8 protein-coding genes are annotated in these 17,637 nt (G+C 48.9%); all 8 read left to right on the forward strand.

Annotated elements, in window-relative coordinates; translation table 11 throughout:
* Positions 1-33: 33 nt before the first annotated feature.
* Entirely contained in the window at positions 34-864 is an 831-nt protein-coding gene (gene loaP, locus PBN151_RS20450) for an antiterminator LoaP (protein ID WP_072730464.1), read from the forward strand.
* A gap of 328 nt (positions 865-1,192) precedes the next feature.
* Positions 1,193-5,695 carry a non-ribosomal peptide synthetase gene (locus tag PBN151_RS20455; RefSeq protein ID WP_083545243.1) on the forward strand — a complete coding sequence of 1,501 codons (4,503 nt, stop codon included), beginning with the start codon at positions 1,193-1,195 and terminating at the stop codon, positions 5,693-5,695.
* A gap of 15 nt (positions 5,696-5,710) precedes the next feature.
* Entirely contained in the window at positions 5,711-8,815 is a 3,105-nt protein-coding gene (locus PBN151_RS20460; RefSeq protein ID WP_083545244.1) for a cyclic peptide export ABC transporter, read from the forward strand.
* A gap of 19 nt (positions 8,816-8,834) precedes the next feature.
* Complete coding sequence (locus tag PBN151_RS20465) at positions 8,835-9,080, forward strand: acyl carrier protein (protein WP_072730465.1); 246 nt, start codon at positions 8,835-8,837, stop codon at positions 9,078-9,080.
* A 46-nt stretch (positions 9,081-9,126) separates the two neighbouring features.
* Complete coding sequence (locus PBN151_RS20470; protein WP_072730466.1) at positions 9,127-10,194, forward strand: HAD-IIIC family phosphatase; 1,068 nt, start codon at positions 9,127-9,129, stop codon at positions 10,192-10,194.
* 11 nt (positions 10,195-10,205) lie between these two features.
* Positions 10,206-11,465 carry an ACP S-malonyltransferase gene (fabD, locus tag PBN151_RS20475; RefSeq protein WP_072730467.1) on the forward strand — a complete coding sequence of 420 codons (1,260 nt, stop codon included), beginning with the start codon at positions 10,206-10,208 and terminating at the stop codon, positions 11,463-11,465.
* Between the two features lie 48 nt (positions 11,466-11,513).
* On the forward strand, positions 11,514-16,640 hold the full coding sequence (locus PBN151_RS20480) for an SDR family NAD(P)-dependent oxidoreductase (protein WP_072730468.1): 5,127 nt from the start codon (positions 11,514-11,516) through the stop codon (positions 16,638-16,640).
* A gap of 32 nt (positions 16,641-16,672) precedes the next feature.
* A partial coding sequence (locus PBN151_RS20485) for a condensation domain-containing protein (protein WP_175560762.1) occupies positions 16,673-17,637 on the forward strand: 965 nt, incomplete at its 3' end.

The following is a 17,637-nucleotide window of genomic DNA, read 5'->3' on the forward strand; positions in this document are numbered from 1 at the left end:
GTCATTCCCATATTGTAAAGGCGGATACGGAATATGAATTGGTATGTACTCTTTGTGTTTTCTGGGAAAGAGGATTTAGTTAAATGGTTAATCCAAAAGGAATTAGGCATATATGATATTAGATGTTGCGTACCGAAAAGACAGGTTCCTGAAAAGAAAAACGGTTCTTTTTATAGTAGAATAAAACCTATGTTTCCTGGATACGTATTTATTCGAACAAAATTAGATACTAGCCTATATTATAAAATTAAAGCGATGCCTAATGTAGTTCGGTTGTTGAATTATACCAATAAGAAAGATTTGCAGATTTCATCGGATCATGCATACACATTTCAATTCATTCCTAATAGTGAAATGGAACGTGTTTTAAGGATTTTGAATGATAATGAAACGCTAGAATTTACGAAAGTACTCGTAAGAAGAAAAAAAACAATTGTCTTGTCGGGGCCGTTGAAGGGAATGGATAGTAAAATTATTAAAATAGATAAACGCAAGAATCGGGCCAAGCTTGAAATAGACATTCTTGGAGGAACAAAAACGATCGATATTGGAATAGAATTGATAAAACCTTCAATAGTAACGAAAAATAATGAAAGAAAGAACAAAGGTAGAGGAGATCTAATGATGGAAATAAGAGAAAAGATAGAAAAGATGATTAATGAACTTTTGGAGGTGCCGTCTAACAATTACTTGGAAAATAACTTGGTTTCAAATGGAATTAATTCATTAACATTCATACGTCTAGTTGTGAATATCGAAGAAGAGTTTGGAATAGAGTTTCCAGACGAGTATCTTGATCCAGAAAAACTGCGCACGATTGATGAAATTGTAGATTACATACGAGGTTTGCAAAATGTAAAGTAGTATGTTAAAAAAGCGTTTTTTATATAGGGATCATACAAGACGCCTTGTTTAAACGTCAATTATTATACACTCAGACGATGCCAGTAACCCCAGACTATGTCCCATACTAATCTCAAATTTCTTTGAGGAAGATTGTATCGAATTTTGGATGGAGCATGGAAGAATACTGCTTAGAATACCAAATATCAATTCCCATATCTTTTATAATGAACGCAGAATTTATTCCAGTATAAGGGGAGGGCGCTACTGCCGTCCAAGAAAAACTTACACTTTTGAGTGTAAGTTTTTTTATTTGTAAGAGTGGTAAAAGAGAGGGGCGAGAGTAGAATTGGCAAGCGAAAAGAAGATGTTATATCCGTTAACACACCCCCAGAAACGAATATGGTATATCGAAAAAATTTACCCGACACGTCCGATCCATAATATTGGCGGTCTTGTATGGATTAAAGGGAATTGTGATGTTGCGCTGTTGGAGGAAGCTATCCATTTGTTCGTTGAAAGTCATGGAGGTGTGCGTATTCAAATCACAGAACGAGATGGCGACGTTCTTCAGTATTTTGAGGAATATAGAAGACGGCAGTTGCAAATGTTGGACTTTTCTGGATGCGAAGATCCGAAAGTGGCAGTATCGGAGTGGGCGGAAACGGAGTTTGGCAAGCCCTTTGAATTATTGGAGCAGCCCTTGTTCCAGTTTGCGATTTTTAAAGCTAACGAGCAACTTAACGGGTACTTCGTTAAATTCCACCATCTTGTGACCGACGGTTGGAGCATTCAAATCATGACTAAGCAAATTAATCAGTTTTATACGAAACTTCACAAGGGGGAGATTGTCGAGCCAGAAATCGAGAGCGGATATGCGGAATACGTTGTTCAAGAACAAAGCTACTTATCTTCGGCGCGCTTTGAGAAAAATAAACGATATTGGCTGGAAAAGTTTCGGACGATTCCCGAAAGCTTTCTACAGAGAAGCTCGAACGAGCTGAGCGGCAAGCGTAAAACGTTCTGGCTGGATGAATCCCTCTCTTATGCGATCAAGCAGTATATTCAAAAGAACCGCTGCTCGCTGAACACTTTTTTTCTCTCATTGGTGCTGCTCTATCAACATAAGATCACGCAGCAAAGGGATCTTATCATCGGTACCCCGGTCTTGAATCGTTCGGGTGCTAAGGAAAAGCGGATCATGGGCATGTTTACGAGTACGCTTCCATTCCGCACAACCGTAGAGAGCGGGGAACTGGTATCCGGATTTATCGGCCGTGTGAATAAGGAGCTGATGGAGAGCTATTACCATCAGAGGTTTCCCTACAATTTGCTCGTTCAAGAATTAGAATTGCGAAAAAAAGGCTATGATCAACTCTTTCAAATATGCGTCAATTATTACAACACTAAGCTGGTCGGAGAGTGGGAAGGCAGCGAGGTGGAGAATGAAGAGCTTTACTGCGGGCAGCAGCATTATTCTTTGCAGGTCGTGATAAAAGAATGGACTGAAACTGGAAAATTAGAAATAAGGTTCGATTACCAGACGGGCGATTATACGGATGAAGCCGTGGAAAAGCTTTTTATGAGATTGACGGTGCTCGCCAAGCAAGTGGTCAATCCGAAGGAAGAAATCACCATTGGCGAACTGCAATTGATGTCTGTGCAGGAACGTAGCATGCTGGTGCATAAGTGGAATGCGACGGAGGAGTGCTATCCTAAGGATAAACCTGTTCACCAACTGATCGCCGAACAAGCGGTTGAAACGCCCGAGAAGATCGCAGCAGTATGGGAAAACCGATCGTTGACTTACGCGGAGCTGGTCGATTTTGCCGATAGGCTGGCTCACAGGCTGGCCGGTGAAGGAATTGGAAAGGGAAACGTTGTGGCGTTGCTTTTGAATCATTCATTTGAAACGCTGATAGCGATTGTAGCCGTTCTCAAAACGGGTGCTGCATACTTGCCGCTCGATATCGCCTATCCAGGGCAGAGGATTCGTTATCTGTTGGAGGACAGTCAGGCGGACATGCTGTTGTGCAATGTTGATGGGTTGGAAGACTCGGGTTATTCCGGCAAGCAGATGTGGTTGGATATGCGAGTGCTTGAAAGGATGCAGGCGGCGCTAGAACCGTATACTGTCGCGATTTCGCCGAATGACCCTGCATATGTCATTTATACTTCCGGTTCTACTGGCAATCCCAAAGGTGTCGTGATCAAGCATCAGGGGCTTACGAACTATACTTGGTGGGCCCGTAAAACGTACTATTTAGAAGAGGGAGATGTCACGGCTTTATATTCTTCGCTTGCGTTCGACTTGACGATTACATCTATTTTCCCGCCGCTCATCAACGGGAATACCGTTGCGATATATCCCGCAACAGAAGAGGAGTTTATTCTCGAACGCATCATCGGCGATAACATCGCGACGGTTCTTAAATTGACACCGGCTCACTTGGCGCTGATTAAACACCGTGACAACTCCCAGTCTTCGATCCGAATGCTGATTGTAGGCGGAGAGAATTTGAAGTCAGCGGTTGCGGCCGACATCCACCGCAGTTTCGCCGGTCGCGCAACTATAATCAACGAATATGGCCCTACGGAGACCGTTGTCGGCTGTATCATCCATCGTTTCGATCCGGAATCAGATCGCCAAGGGTTCGTCCCGATTGGCCACCCGATTGCTAATACGCAAATCTATTTGTTGAATGAACAACTGCAGCCGGTACCGGAAGAAGTAATCGGCGAGATTTATATTGCTGGTGACGGGGTGGCGGCAGGCTACTTGCGGCGTCCAGAGCTGACGGGGAAGCAGTTTGTAGAGAACGTATTTGCAGGCGTGGGTACGATGTATAAAACGGACGATCTGGCGATGCGACGGCCTGATGGCAGCATCGAATATGTAGGCCGAAGCGACTCCCAGATCAAGTTTAACGGATATCGGATCGAACTAGGAGAAGTCGAGAATTATCTAATGAGAATTGAAGGAATTCGTGAAGCTGTTGTAATCGCTCGTACTGACGCAGAAGGAACCACTGCGTTGGCGGCCTACCTTGTGGCGAATAGGAGAGACATGTCTGCTTTTACCGTGAGAAAAACGCTACTGGATTGGGTACCTGCTTATATGGTTCCGCAATATATCGTGTTTTTAGACGTACTTCCCATGACCCTCAACGGAAAGGTGGATCGCAAAGCGCTTCCTGATCCTGAGGCGGCGTTGCAGCTTACGGATCAATCGGCGCCGAACGAACGCCAGGAAATTTTGCTGAAGGTTATGAGCGCTGTGCTGCAATCCGATCATGTTTCTTTGCAAGATAATTTTTACCGGCTGGGCGGCGATTCTATCAAGGCAATCCAAGTAATGGTGAAGCTGAACGAAGCAGGACTTAGCTTGCAGGTTAAAGACATTTTGTCGTTCCCAGTCATCGGTGAACTTTTGACTGTAATCGAGCAGCGCAACAGTTCCAAAGAGATAAGAATAGCTGCCGAAGGCGATGTTCGACCGACCCCTATAACAGAATGGTTTTTTTCACAAGCTCTTGTTAATCCACATCATTATAATCAGTCAGTTTTGCTGTCGGTAAAGCGTAGAGCATCTCCCGAACAAATCAGTCTTGCCTTAAAGGATATTGCTTATCATCACGATTCACTGCGGCTAAAGCTGGACAAATCAACAGGACTACTTCGTTATTTTGGGGAATTTCCTGATTATGAAATCAACTTGGAAGTAGTGACACTTGACGATTTCAGGGAGGACGAGTTAGAAAACGTCATATACAAGCGTTCGCTTGCTTGTAAGCAAAGTATCCATATGAGCGATGGACCGTTGTTCAAAGCTACGTTGTTTCAGAACGGCAGAGGAACGGACTTGCTCTTTTTGACGGCCCACCATTTGATCGTTGACGCAGTTTCTTGGCGCATTCTGCTGGATGACCTGGAACGGATGCTGCAAGCTAGGCTAGCCGACCAGCAGATTCCGCCGCTTGGCTGGACAGATTCCTATCAAGTGTGGGCCGAAGCGGTGGCCGCCTATAGCCACGGTAAGGCCGAAGGCGAATTGTTTTATTGGCAGACTATTATTGAAACGGTTGAACTACCGCTGAAGACTGATTACGAGAGCGGTGTGAGTACGATCGGTGATACTAAAACGCTATATACGGAATTGAGCAGTGAAGATACAGCGAGATTGCTGAAAAATGCGAACCGAGCGTACAATACTCAGCCGCTCGATCTTCTTGTAACTGCATTGGCACTAACCTGCAATGCAATGAACGGGAAACGGCAATTTACGATAGAGATGGAAGCGCACGGCCGCGAACCGATCGTTGACGGTATAGACGTATCACGTACCGTCGGCTGGTTTACTTCGATATATCCGGCACGGTTGGATTTGCCCGATGCAGACATTGGCGAGAAGCTTAAAACTATTAAAGAGCAACTCCACGCTATACCCAATCAGGGAATCGGTTACGGCGCGCTGACACTAGCCCGGAAGCTTCCACCACTTGCGGCGCGAACGATACGCTTCAATTATCTTGGTGAAATCGACAACCAGATGCAGAGTACGATTTTTGAACTAGCTGATTATGTTACCGGCGAAGAGCAGGCTGCCGAAAATACATTTGCCGTGCTGCTGGATCTGGTGCTCTACATTCAGAACAAGCAACTGAAGGTGTCGGTTACATACAGTTCGAAAGATTTTCAGCGGTCAACCGTTGAACACTTCGCTCATTACTATATTGAGCAACTTCAACGGCTTGTCCGTCATTGCAGTGATAAAACGGATATCGATTTTACGCCTTCCGATTTTGAAACGACAAGTCTAAATAAGGATGAACTGGACAGTTTGTTCGCATAAGGAGGGCATTATCTAATGAATATCCAGCAAAAGCTCGTTCTGGGCGTTGCGGCAATGATGATGTTGAGCTGTTTGCTCACGCCCCTTTTTTCTGCGGTCGCCCAGCCGGCGGATCGAAAAGAACAGCTCGATCATTACATTAATGAAATGCAGGAAAATGCCAAAATCCCCGGCATGGCAGTCGTTGTTGTACAGGGAGAAAAGATTGTATACGAACAATTTTTGGGCTACAGCGATGTAAAGAAAAAGCTACCCGTTACGGCTAACACTGTATTTGAAATGGGATCGAATTCGAAAGCGTTTACAGGCTTAGCCGTTCTTCAATTGGAGAAACAGGGCCTAATCAAGCTGACCGATCCGGTAAGCAACTATTTGCCTTGGTTTTATATGAATGATGACGGAAAGCGAGTTAATATTACCATCGAGCAACTATTGCACCATACATCGGCTATTCCGCCTGATACGATCGGCCATATACCGGCATCGAATGCGGACGACGCGTTGGAGCAAACTGTTCGCATGCTTGTAGGAAAAGAGCTTTGGCATGACAAAAGGCTTCAACCAGGCGAGTATTTCATATACTCAACGATTAATTACGATATTCTCGGTTTGATTATACAGGAAGTAGCAGGTATGCCATTTGAGGATTTCATGCAGGATCGTATTATTCGGCCGCTTGGGCTCGGCAGCACCTTTATGCACTACGGGGATGCGGTACAAAACGGGCTTGCAACAGGGTATAAGCTTGGGTTTCTGCGTCCTCACGCTTATCAAGCCCCGAGATATCGCGGCAATATACCGGCCGGTTACGTGAACTCAACTCCGACAGACATTGCCAAATGGATGTCAATCCAACTAGGAGCTGTCAAAGCACCAGGGATCGACGCTAATCTGATCCAATTATCGCATGAAATCGACAACACCGTATCTCCAAATGTTGACGGATCTTCCTACGCTGCTGGCTGGTCGATCTATCAATCAGGCGGCGGTGAAATAGCGCATGGCGGGAGCAATCCGAACTTCTCATCTTATATTGTAATGCGCAACGATGGCCAACTAGGCGTTGCGGTCATGGCAAATATGAACTCCGACCATACCGAGGTGATTGCCCGTGGCGTCATGTCGATTATGCACGGGCGAACCCCAGTCGCCCCTATGCCAGACACTTTCAGCAAGGTGGACAAGATAGCTTCCGTAGTTTTAGTCGTATTTGGTCTTGTGCTGCTGGCCCTTCTGTTCTTTATTGGACGCTGCATGATGGAAATCGGCAAAGGAAAGCGGCGCTGGACTGGAGTGAGCGGCTGGAAAGCGGCTAGGTTGACCGCTGCATTATTTTTTTTGACATTGTATCTGGTCGGTTTGTATTTATTGCCGAGGATTCTTTTTGATAAGCTACCGTGGAGCGCGCTCATTGTTTGGGCTCCGTACACGCTGGTACCGGCAATCATCGCCGCCGCCGCGTTCGGAGTCATTTATACTTTCTATCATCTCTTGACGCAACTGTTCGCTATAAAGAGGGAAAAACCATACGTATCGCTGCTTATGCTCGGCATGGTCAGCGGATTCGGCAATGCGTTCATTATCTTCGTCGTTAACCAGTCCTTTGGGCGAAACGACAACTTGACGAACGGGCTTCTCTTCTATTTTGCGTTAGGTATCCTAATGTACGTTTACGGTCAGCGATACATCAGCACCAAGCTGGTTATCCTGACGAACAATTTGGTCTATGACAAGCGTACGGAATTGATCGGCAAAATACTGAAGACGCCGTACGAGAAGCTAGAGCGAATGGAAGATGGGCGCTTGCATGCCGTGCTGAACAACGATACGGAAACGGTAAGCCGTTCCATTAACGTGATGGTTGCGGGCACAATCTCCCTAGTAACGCTCATCTGCTGCTTTATCTATCTCGGAATGCTCAGTCTTTACGCTCTATTTCTCTCCATCGGAGTCATAGTTACAATGGCTGGATTGTACTTTTTTTTGGGAAGCAAAGCGGAGAAGCTTTGGGAGGAAACACGCGAAATCCAAACCGTGTTCTTTCGCTTAATCAACGATATGCTAAAAGGCTTTAAGGAGCTTCGGCTCAGCCAGTCCAAAAAAAATGAGTTTGAGGTTCATGTAAAGGAAAGCTCGAATACTTACCGGATAAAAAGGACGGAAGGCGATGTACGGTTCGCAAATGTCAATATAGCAGGAGAGCTGTTATTCACGGTCGTAATTGGAACGGTAGCGTTCCTTTTTCCATTATTTTTCCCGAATTTGCTTACTACGACAGTTCAAATCTACGTATTTGTGTTTCTGTACATGGCAGGCCCCGTTAACGGAATATTGAACGCCTACCCGATGTTTTTACAGGTTCGTATTTCATGGAACCGCATTCAGGAGCTCTCTTCTGAAGTTGCTCTGCTTCAGAGCGAACACAGAGCGGTGAAGGTGCATTTGGCCTCAGATGCAAACGTAGAGCTTGTAGCTAGCGAAATATGCTACGGCTACACAGAAAGCGGGGACGCTCCGTTTACGGCAGGCCCTTTCGATCTTACGTGTCGTTCGGGAACGATTACTTTCATAACGGGGGGGAATGGCAGCGGTAAAACGACGCTGGCCAAGCTGATTACCGGCTTGTACAAGCCGGTCTCCGGCCACATTGCCATCAATGGTGAAGCCTTGGCTCCTGAAGAGCTGGGAAGCTGTTTCTCGGCTATTTTCAGCGATTACTATTTGTTTGAACGGTTGTACGGGATTGATTGTTCGGACAAGGAAGACCAGATTGCTTCTCTGCTTCATCGCCTTCAACTGGAAGACAAGGTAACGGTGCGGGACGGTTGTTTTTCGACCACTTCGCTGTCAACTGGCCAGAAGAAACGGTTGGCGCTGCTGCTTACTTATTTGGAAGACAAGCCGATTTGCTTGTTTGATGAGTGGGCGGCCGACCAAGATCCGGAGTATCGCCGCCATTTCTATCATGAAATTTTGCCCGAACTAAAGGCTCAGGGAAAATGCATTATCGCTATAACGCATGATGACCGGTACTTCCACGTTGCCGATACGTTGATCAAGCTTGAACGCGGCAAGCAGATGCAGCACAGTGATCATCAAATGATGGTAGAAGTTCCTTAAACAAAGGAGAGAGATTTCAATGGAAGAGCAAAAATCCAAATTAAAGAAATACATTTCGAGGTTTTCCAGAAAGCATGAGCTGCGGGATGACGAGGACATGTTTGAGCTCGGAATCGTCAACTCCTTGTTCGCAATGCAATTGGTAATGTTTGTGGAGAGCGAGCTCGGCGTTACCTTGGAGAATAGCGAGCTCGACATGGCGAATTTTCAAAGTATTAATGCCATTATGCGTTTGATCGAATCGAAAATGCCCTTAGCGGAATAATTTAATTTTTTTCTTAGCTTGAAAATCGTAAGGAGGATTCATTCAGATGGAAGCTGTGGCAGCAAAACAAAACGCACAACGGGGGAATCGGAAAATTAAATGTTTGGTATGGGATTTGGACAATACCCTTTGGGAAGGCGTGCTTCTCGAGGATTCCAATGTCAGACTGAAGGATCGGGCTGCGGAGGTCATCAAGGAGTTGGATCGGAGAGGCATCCTTCAGTCGGTCGCCAGCAAAAATGATTATGCGGCGGCCATTGGAAAGCTGAAGGAACTCGGGCTAAGCGAATATTTTCTTTTTCCACAAATCAATTGGAATTCAAAATCCTCTTCGATCAGCGTCATACAGGAATCGCTGAACATAGGTTTCGACACGTTCGCTTTTATCGACGATCAACCATTTGAACGCGAAGAGGTCGCTTTCACATATTCTGACGTTCTTTGTCTCGATGCCAATCAATTGGATACGCTGCTGGAATTGCCGGAGCTGATGCCGGATTTTGTGACGGAGGAATCCCAGAACCGACGGCTGATGTATATGAGTGACTACAAGAGAAATACGGCCGAAAAGGAGTTCGAAGGTCCCCAAGAAGAGTTTCTCGCGACTCTAGGCATGGTCATGAGAATCTCCCCAGCTCGCAGCGAGGATTTGCAGCGGGCGGAGGAATTGACGCTTCGTACCAATCAGCTAAACACGACCGGCTATACTTACTCGTTCAACGAGTTGGAAGCCCTGTCCCGATCCAATCGCCACAAGCTGTTAGTTGCAAGCCTTGAAGATATTTACGGCACTTACGGTACGATCGGCCTCTCCTTGGTTGAGCTTGATGAAGAAGTCTGGAGACTTAAGCTGCTGCTGATGTCTTGCCGCGTTATGTCGCGTGGCGTCGGTTCGATCATGCTGCAGCATCTTTTACAATCGGCCAAGCAAGCGGGAGCCCGTTTTCAGGCTGAGTTTATCTCCAATGACAGAAACAGGATGATGTATATTACGTTCAAATTTGCCGGATTCCAGGAAGTTGCCTCTTTTGGCGACGGCGGTGTGATTTTGGAAAACAATTTTTCACAGCTCGGTAAGTTTCCTGATTACGTAACCGTGCAAGTGGTGGAATAGGGAGTGATCTTGTGGAGAAAATCGCGTTTATTTTCCCAGGCCAAGGCTCGCAATATATCGGAATGGGAAGGGAGTTGTATCGTGAATCCCAAGCAGCGAAGATGACATTCGCCGAAGCCAATGAAGCGTTAGGATACGATCTTCAAAAAATTTGCTTTGAAGGAAGCCTGCGGGAGCTGAATCGGCCGGAAAACATGCTCCCCGCAATATTGACCGTAAGCGTCGCCGCGTTCCGCGTTTATATGCAGGAAATAGGACAACAGCCTGCTTATTTGGCCGGGCATAGCCTTGGCGAATATTCGGCCCTGACCTGCAGCGGGGCCATTGCATTTGGGGATGCCGTAAAACTGGTGCATAAGCGCAGTCTGTTGGCCGCGCAGGTAAAGAACGGCATGATGTCTGTCATCAATGGCGTAAAGCTGGAGGATGTACAGACTGCCTGTCGGCGACAGGCCGCTTCCGAGGAAGCACTTGCGCTGGCCTGCATAAACGGTTCGAATCAGTTCGTTATCTCCGGGCACGAAAAGGCGGTCGCTCGCGCGGAAGACGAATTGGCTGTTCTGAACGGACAAATTACGCCCATCCTGATGACGCCGCCATTTCATAGTCCGCTTATGGCGGATGTGGCGCCTCAACTGAAAGAGGAGTTAGCCAATCAAACATTCGGTAATTTTCGCATTCCGGTAGTCGCTAACGTAACCGCACTCCCTTATGAGGTACCGCAGCATATCGTAGATCATTTGACACTTCAATTGACGGAGCCTGTGCGATGGTCAGAAACGCTTGCATTTATGAAAGCACAAGGCGTCAGGTTAGTGATCGAGATGGGGCCGAAAGCAGTGCTGTCGGATCTAATCGATTCGGGTATGGGGATTACCACGATGTCCTTTGGACAGAAGGAAGATCGCTTAGTAATCAAGGAACGTTTGCAGATGGTTCGCAACCCGCATACGCCGACAATCGTCACCCGCAGCTTGGCTGTTGCGGTAGCGACCCGCAATCGAAATTTCGACAATGAACAGTACCGTCTCGGTGTCGAATTTCCTTATGAACAAATCGAACGGCTGCAAGCCGATTTGGAGAAGAATGGTATGGAGCCGACTGAAGATCAGATGAGGCAGACGTTGACCTGGTTGAGCGAGATCTTGCGTACGAAAGGTGTGCCGGAAGAAGAGCAGATGCGGCGATTCCGTCAAATATTGGCGGATACCGGAACAGAAGAACGGCTAGCAGACTTCCCTTTCTGCCGTGATGCGTCTGTAATCATTTGACCCGAAATTAATGACTTTACGATAACTAATAGCCTGTGGAGGGGACCTATGCTGAATGTTCAAGGTCTTACCCTTCGAGATGCCAAGAACGATGAGGCGGTCGAGGAAGTAGCCCAGATTTCATCCCGGGATATTGCAGTGATTGGCATTGCACTTGATTTCCCGCAAGCACGAACAGTTGAAGAGTTCTGGGAGAATGTCCGGGAAGGGAAGGACTGCATTAGCGGCATTTCGAAACATAGACGCCGCGATATGGATCGTTACCTCTCGTTCCAAGGGTTGGATCTCGAAGATGATTTGTATTCGCAAATTGGATTTCTTGATGAAATCGATAAGTTTGACCATCGCTTTTTCAATCTTTCGCCTCTAGAGGCCGGCCTGATGGATCCGGGCCAGCGCCTGTTTCTGCAATGCGCATGGCAAGCGCTAGAGGACGCCGGGTATGCGGGCGATAAGATAAAAGGCCGAGCAGTCGGCGTATACGTAGGACAGAATGTAAATCTTGTCGAGAATTACTATCAATATATTCGCGATGTGGAGCCGGAGTCGATGAACGCCGCATTGCCGGGCAATTTGGCCGCGATGGTAGCGAGCCGGATTTCTTATTTTCTGGATTTTTCGGGACCGAGCATGGTGGTGAACACGGCATGTTCTTCTTCTCTGGTCGCCGTTCATCTCGCTTCGCAGGCGCTTCGTACAGGAGACTGCGAGATCGCGCTTGTCGGTGGAGTCAGCCTCAATCTCCTCCCGCTGAATTCCGAGCCCAAATTCGGGAAATCATCCACTGGCAGAGCTTACACCTTCGACGACAGGGCCGATGGGACGAGCGACGGAGAAGGGGTTGCGGCGGTACTGCTTAAACCGCTTAAACAAGCTGTTGACGACCGAGATCATATTTACGCCGTTATAAAGGGCAGCGCGGTCAACCAGGATGGCAGCACGAACGGCATCACGGCGCCGAGCACCAGCGCGCAGGCTAGCGTCATCGAACGGGCTTGGAAGGCGTCCGGTATAAATCCAGAGACGATCGGTTATATCGAAGCGCACGGCACGGCAACAGAGCTCGGGGATCCGATAGAAATCGATGGTGTAACCCAGGCGTTCCGCCGTTTTACGGATAGAAAGCAATTTTGCGGTATCGGATCGTTGAAGCCGAATATCGGGCATCTGGATGCGGCAGCCGGCATTGCGGGCTTGATTAAGGCGGCGCTCGCACTCCACCACAAAGAGCTTCCGCCGTCGATTCATTTTCTTCGCCCTAACCGAAACATACGGTTTCAGCATTCTCCGGTGTATTTGCAAGATTCACTGGAGACATGGGAAACCGTGCATGGATCGCGTCGATGCGGTGTCAGCTCTTTCGGGCTAAGCGGTACGAACGCTCACGTCGTTCTAGAGGAAGCGCCCCGAGTCAAAGGGACGGCTGCAACGGTTAGTCCGCGTATTTTTACAGTCTCGGCGAAAAGTATAACCGCAATGGAATCGTTGCTCGTCCAATACCAAAGATTGCTTGTGGGAGCAGACGAGAAGGATTTCGCCGCTATTTGCTATACAGCAAGTACGGGTCGAGGTCATTTTCGTCATCGTGTGGCGGTCGTTGCCGTCGATGCGGCGGAACTGCTTGCGAAGCTAAATGTTCTGACGGAGTACGGGCTGGATACGGAAACCGAGGGTGTATTTTACTATGAGCATGCCTTGGTTCCCGCCAGTAAAACGCCGCGTGAGAAAGGGGACCTGACCGAAGCGGAGGCCGCAGCTTACAGCGAGCAAGCACGGAAGTTAGTGAGCCTTGTAACGGCGGAAGCCCCAACAAGATCCATAATGGAGCAGATCGGCCGTCTTTATGTCCAAGGAGCCGGTGTGGAATGGGAATGTTTGTATGAACCTGCGGCTAGGCGCCGGGTTTTGTTGCCCCTCTACCCGTTCGATCGCATCCGATGCTGGCTGGAGCTCCCTGAACTCGTAGGCGCCGACGGGTTATTTTTTGGGGCGCAATGGGAGGAACAACCGATCGAACGGTGCGAGCCCGTCTATTGGAAGGGCCGGGTGCTCCTTTTGAAAGGGAAGGACAGTCTGTCGGACAAATGGGCGGTTAGCCTGCGCGAGGCAGGTGCTTCCCTCATCACGGTTGAGCTTGGCGAGGAATACCGGCAATATGATCCGGCGTCTTTTGTAGTGTCATCCAAGGAAGAGGATTATCTCCGGCTGATGCAAGCTCTCCAGCGAGAGCGGATTACGCATGTACTTCACTTCTTTTCCTTTGACCAAAGCGAAGGGATCTCGTCTTTGCATAGGAAATTAGACCGAAGCGGAAACAGTCTTTTTTGCCTTCTTAAAGCTATCAATCAAACGCATGCCGGAGATGCCATAGAATTTGTTCTGGCCGCTCCTACCGGTCATGCGATAACAAAACGGGAAGAAAAGCTGAATTCGGCGTACACGACCATGTTCGGACTGGGCAAGTCGGTGGCAGCCGAACACCCTCATTGGAGTTGCCGCTGCCTGGATGCGGACGAATCGTTGACGGGCGAGCAGTTGGTGGCCGAATTGAGTGATGCAAACCCGCCTTATATCGTGGCCTATCGCGAGGGACGTCGGTATTTGCACCATCTGGCGGCTATACCCGAAGAAGCGATGAAAACAGCGGAGGTGCCGATCCGTTCGGAAGGCGTTTACGTAATAGCAGGCGGTGCTGGGGGGATGGGGCTGGAAATTGCCAAATGGCTGGCCTCCAAGAAGCAGGTGACGCTGGCCTTGGTTAACCGAACTCCGATGCCGTTACGAAGCGAGTGGGAGCATCTGCTGAAGCGGGGATACCCCAAGAAGGAGCGTCGAAAAATCGAGGCTATACGGGAACTCGAAGCATCGGGAGCGAAGGTCTTGCTCTGTGAGGCCAATGTCGCGGATGAACAGGCTGTACGGCAGTTGCTTGCCGGTCTACGCGAGCGTTTCGGAGGAATCAACGGGATTGTACATTGTGCAGGCGTACCGGGCAGCGGAATGATTTGGTCGAAAACGAAGGCTGAATTCGACCGGGTTCTAAGTGCGAAATTGTATGGTACCCGGAATTTAGACGAAGCGACGAAGAGTGACCGGCTTGATTTTTTTGTGATGTTCTCGGCGATTACGGCGTTGACGGGCGGCTTCGGTCAGGGCGACTATACCGCCGCCAATGTATATTTAGACGCTTTTGCCGCCGAGCGGGCCAAGCGAGGCGGCAGAACGCTGGCAATCAACTGGTCGGTTTGGAAAGAAACCGGCATGGGAGTTGATTTCGGCATAGCAGACCAGGAGCATATTTTTCAGGCGCTTCGGACGGAACAGGCTATCGAGGCATTCGAGAAAGCACTCGGAAGTTCATTGACGCAGGTTGCGATCGGTCGGATTAACCGCAAGGAGTTTGTTAAAGTTCGTCCGCTGCTGAGCCAGCCTCGATTCCCGATCCGCCTGCACGCCGATTTGATGGAAGATCTCGACAGAATGGTGGAGAAAAACGGCCGCAAGCAGCCGGCATTCCGATCCGCCATCGTGCAATCGGCAGAGCTCACTGGCAGACCCGATGGCGATTACAGCGATATGGAACGGACACTTGGCCGGATTTGGCTGCAAACGATGGGCGTAAAGCAGATGGATATTTATGACACGTTCTATGAGCTTGGCGGTGATTCGATATTTGCAACTAAAATAGTGAATCACATTCGCGAAGAGCTAGGTGTCCAGCTTAGTATCGTCGAGTTTTTGCAAAACTTGACGATTGCGGGGCTGAGCGCTTACCTGACGCAGAAACAGCGGGAAGGCGGAAATTCAGCAATAAGCAGCCATTCCATCCCGCCAGCGCAGCCGGCTTCCAGCTACCCTGTCACCTCCGCACAGCGACGTTTGTATTTCCTGCATGAATTGCATCCTGAGCAGCAGGCCTACAACGTCACAATGGTGCTTCGTATCGAAGGAAGCTTGGAGCGGGAACGTTTCGAACGAGCGTTCCAGACGATTGTCGACAGGCATGAGATGTTGCGCACCTATTTTGAGCTTGAGAATGGGGAGCCCGTACAAAAAATAGCTGCTCAAATTGCCTCGCCGATCCGCTATATGGAGGCGGATGAATATCAGGTGACGGAGATCGTTCATAACAGCATCCGGCCATTTAAATTAAACGAATCTCCGCTTCTACGAATTTTGCTGATATCTCTGTCTCAATCAAGCTATGTGTTGGTCGTGGATTTGCATCATATTATTGCAGACGGGTTTTCGGTAGGTATTTTGGCGGAGGAATTTATGACCCTGTACGGCGGACAACAGTTACCCGCTCTGCCAGTGCAGTTCAAGGATTATTCGGTTTGGCATAATAAATGGATGAACAGCCAGGAGATGGAGTCTCACGAGGCGTTCTGGCTGTCGCAGTTCGCCGATAAAGTACAGGATCTCGGCATGGTAACTGATTACCCGCGTCCGGTGCTGCAAAGCTTCGCGGGCGACAAGCGCATCTTTACGGCAGATTGCGTAACGCTGGAGCAGTTGCAGCGGCTCGCCGCGGGATTAGAGACAACCATGTTCATGCTGCTCTTGGCCGCTTACAACGTATTGCTTGCAAAGGTCGCTAATCAGGACGACATTGTCGTGGGGTCGCCGATCGCGGGAAGGACGGTCCTCGAAGTGGAGCCGTTGATCGGGATGTTTGCCAATACCGTCGTTTTTCGGAATCGGCCGAAGGACGGGCTGACGTTCGCTGAATTCCTCGCTCAAGTCAAGGAGAATGCCTTGGCGGCATATGCGCATCAGGAATATCCGTTCGAACGCCTGATCGGTCGCTTGGGACTCGGCAGCCAGTTGAACCGCAACCCTTTGTTCGATGTCATGTTCGTTATGCATAACGAGTATAAGACCGTGTTGGACGATAATCCTCTTCGCATCTCTTCCTTTCCGATCCCTCATCGTATCGCGAAGGTGGATTTGACGTTGGAGGCGACTATAGATAAGGACGAATTGGCGTTGGTTTTTGAATATTGTACGGATTTATTCCGGTGTGAAACCGTCGAGCATTGGGGGGCGGGGTTGCTCCACATATTGCAGGAGGTCGTGAATAACCCGGACGTGCCAATCCGTGACATCGTATGGCCGGCCCGAGTGCCTGTCTTGAAAAATGTGCTTCCAGCAGAAATTGATTTTAAATTTTGATTTTCAAACGGCTCGATGGGATGGGGGATTACATGAGCGACAAGCTTTCAAACAACGTCCTTGCGGCGAGCGGAAAGGCCGGCAATGAGAAGGCCTATTGGCAGGAGAAGCTGGAAGGAGAACCGGTCATGAGCGCATTTCCTTCTGAACGCCGTGCATCTGGCGTGGGGGGAACAACGGTCTTCATGTCCTTTTCTTTAAGTTCCGATATTTCAGACCGGCTGACGTACATGAGCAAAGGTTCCGACTATGCCCTGTTCATGATTTTCGCCGCAGGCGTTCATATACTTCTGTCAAAATATACAAACAGCCCGGATGTAGTTACGGGAATGCCTGTATTTCAACAGGAGGACGAGGAGAGCAGAGCGGGGAACAAGTTGCTCATCCTTCGTACGTCGTTGCAAAATTGCCGCAACTTCAAGGATGCGCTGATGGCAACCAAGCAGTCGATAACCGAAGCGAACGATCATCAGAATTATCCGCTCCATCACATGATGAAGCATGGGAACTTGCTTCCGGAACATGATGGGGAACCGCTGATTCGAACTTTGGTGGGGTTCGATCGCATTCAAGATCTGGGGCAGGCGCAAGACGGTACAGCGGAGGTAGCGGTCCTACTCATATCGCTTGACGGGAGTCTTCGGGTTGACTTCAGCTTCGATAAGAGCCGGTTCGAACTGGAAAGTGTTCGGCGTTGGGCTGTGCATCTGGAACGCCTGCTGGAAACGGCATTGTTCCGGCCGGAAGAGCCACTCTCCGAAATTGAGATGCTGGAGAGACATGAGTTCGAAACGTTGGCGTATGGTTTCAACCGGACGAAGGCGGAGTATGACCAGCATACGACGCTGCACCGGCTGTTCGAGGAGCAGGCGGCACGCACGCCGGAGCGGACGGCGGCCGTGTTCGGCGCGGACGGCATGGAGCGGCTGACCTACCGCGAGCTTAACGAGCGGGCGAATCAGCTCGCCCGGACGCTGCGGGACAAAGGCGTGAAGCC

Origin of the sequence: Paenibacillus sp. NAIST15-1 (assembly GCF_001894745.1) — a bacterium.
Classification (GTDB): domain Bacteria; phylum Bacillota; class Bacilli; order Paenibacillales; family Paenibacillaceae; genus Paenibacillus_B; species Paenibacillus_B suaedae.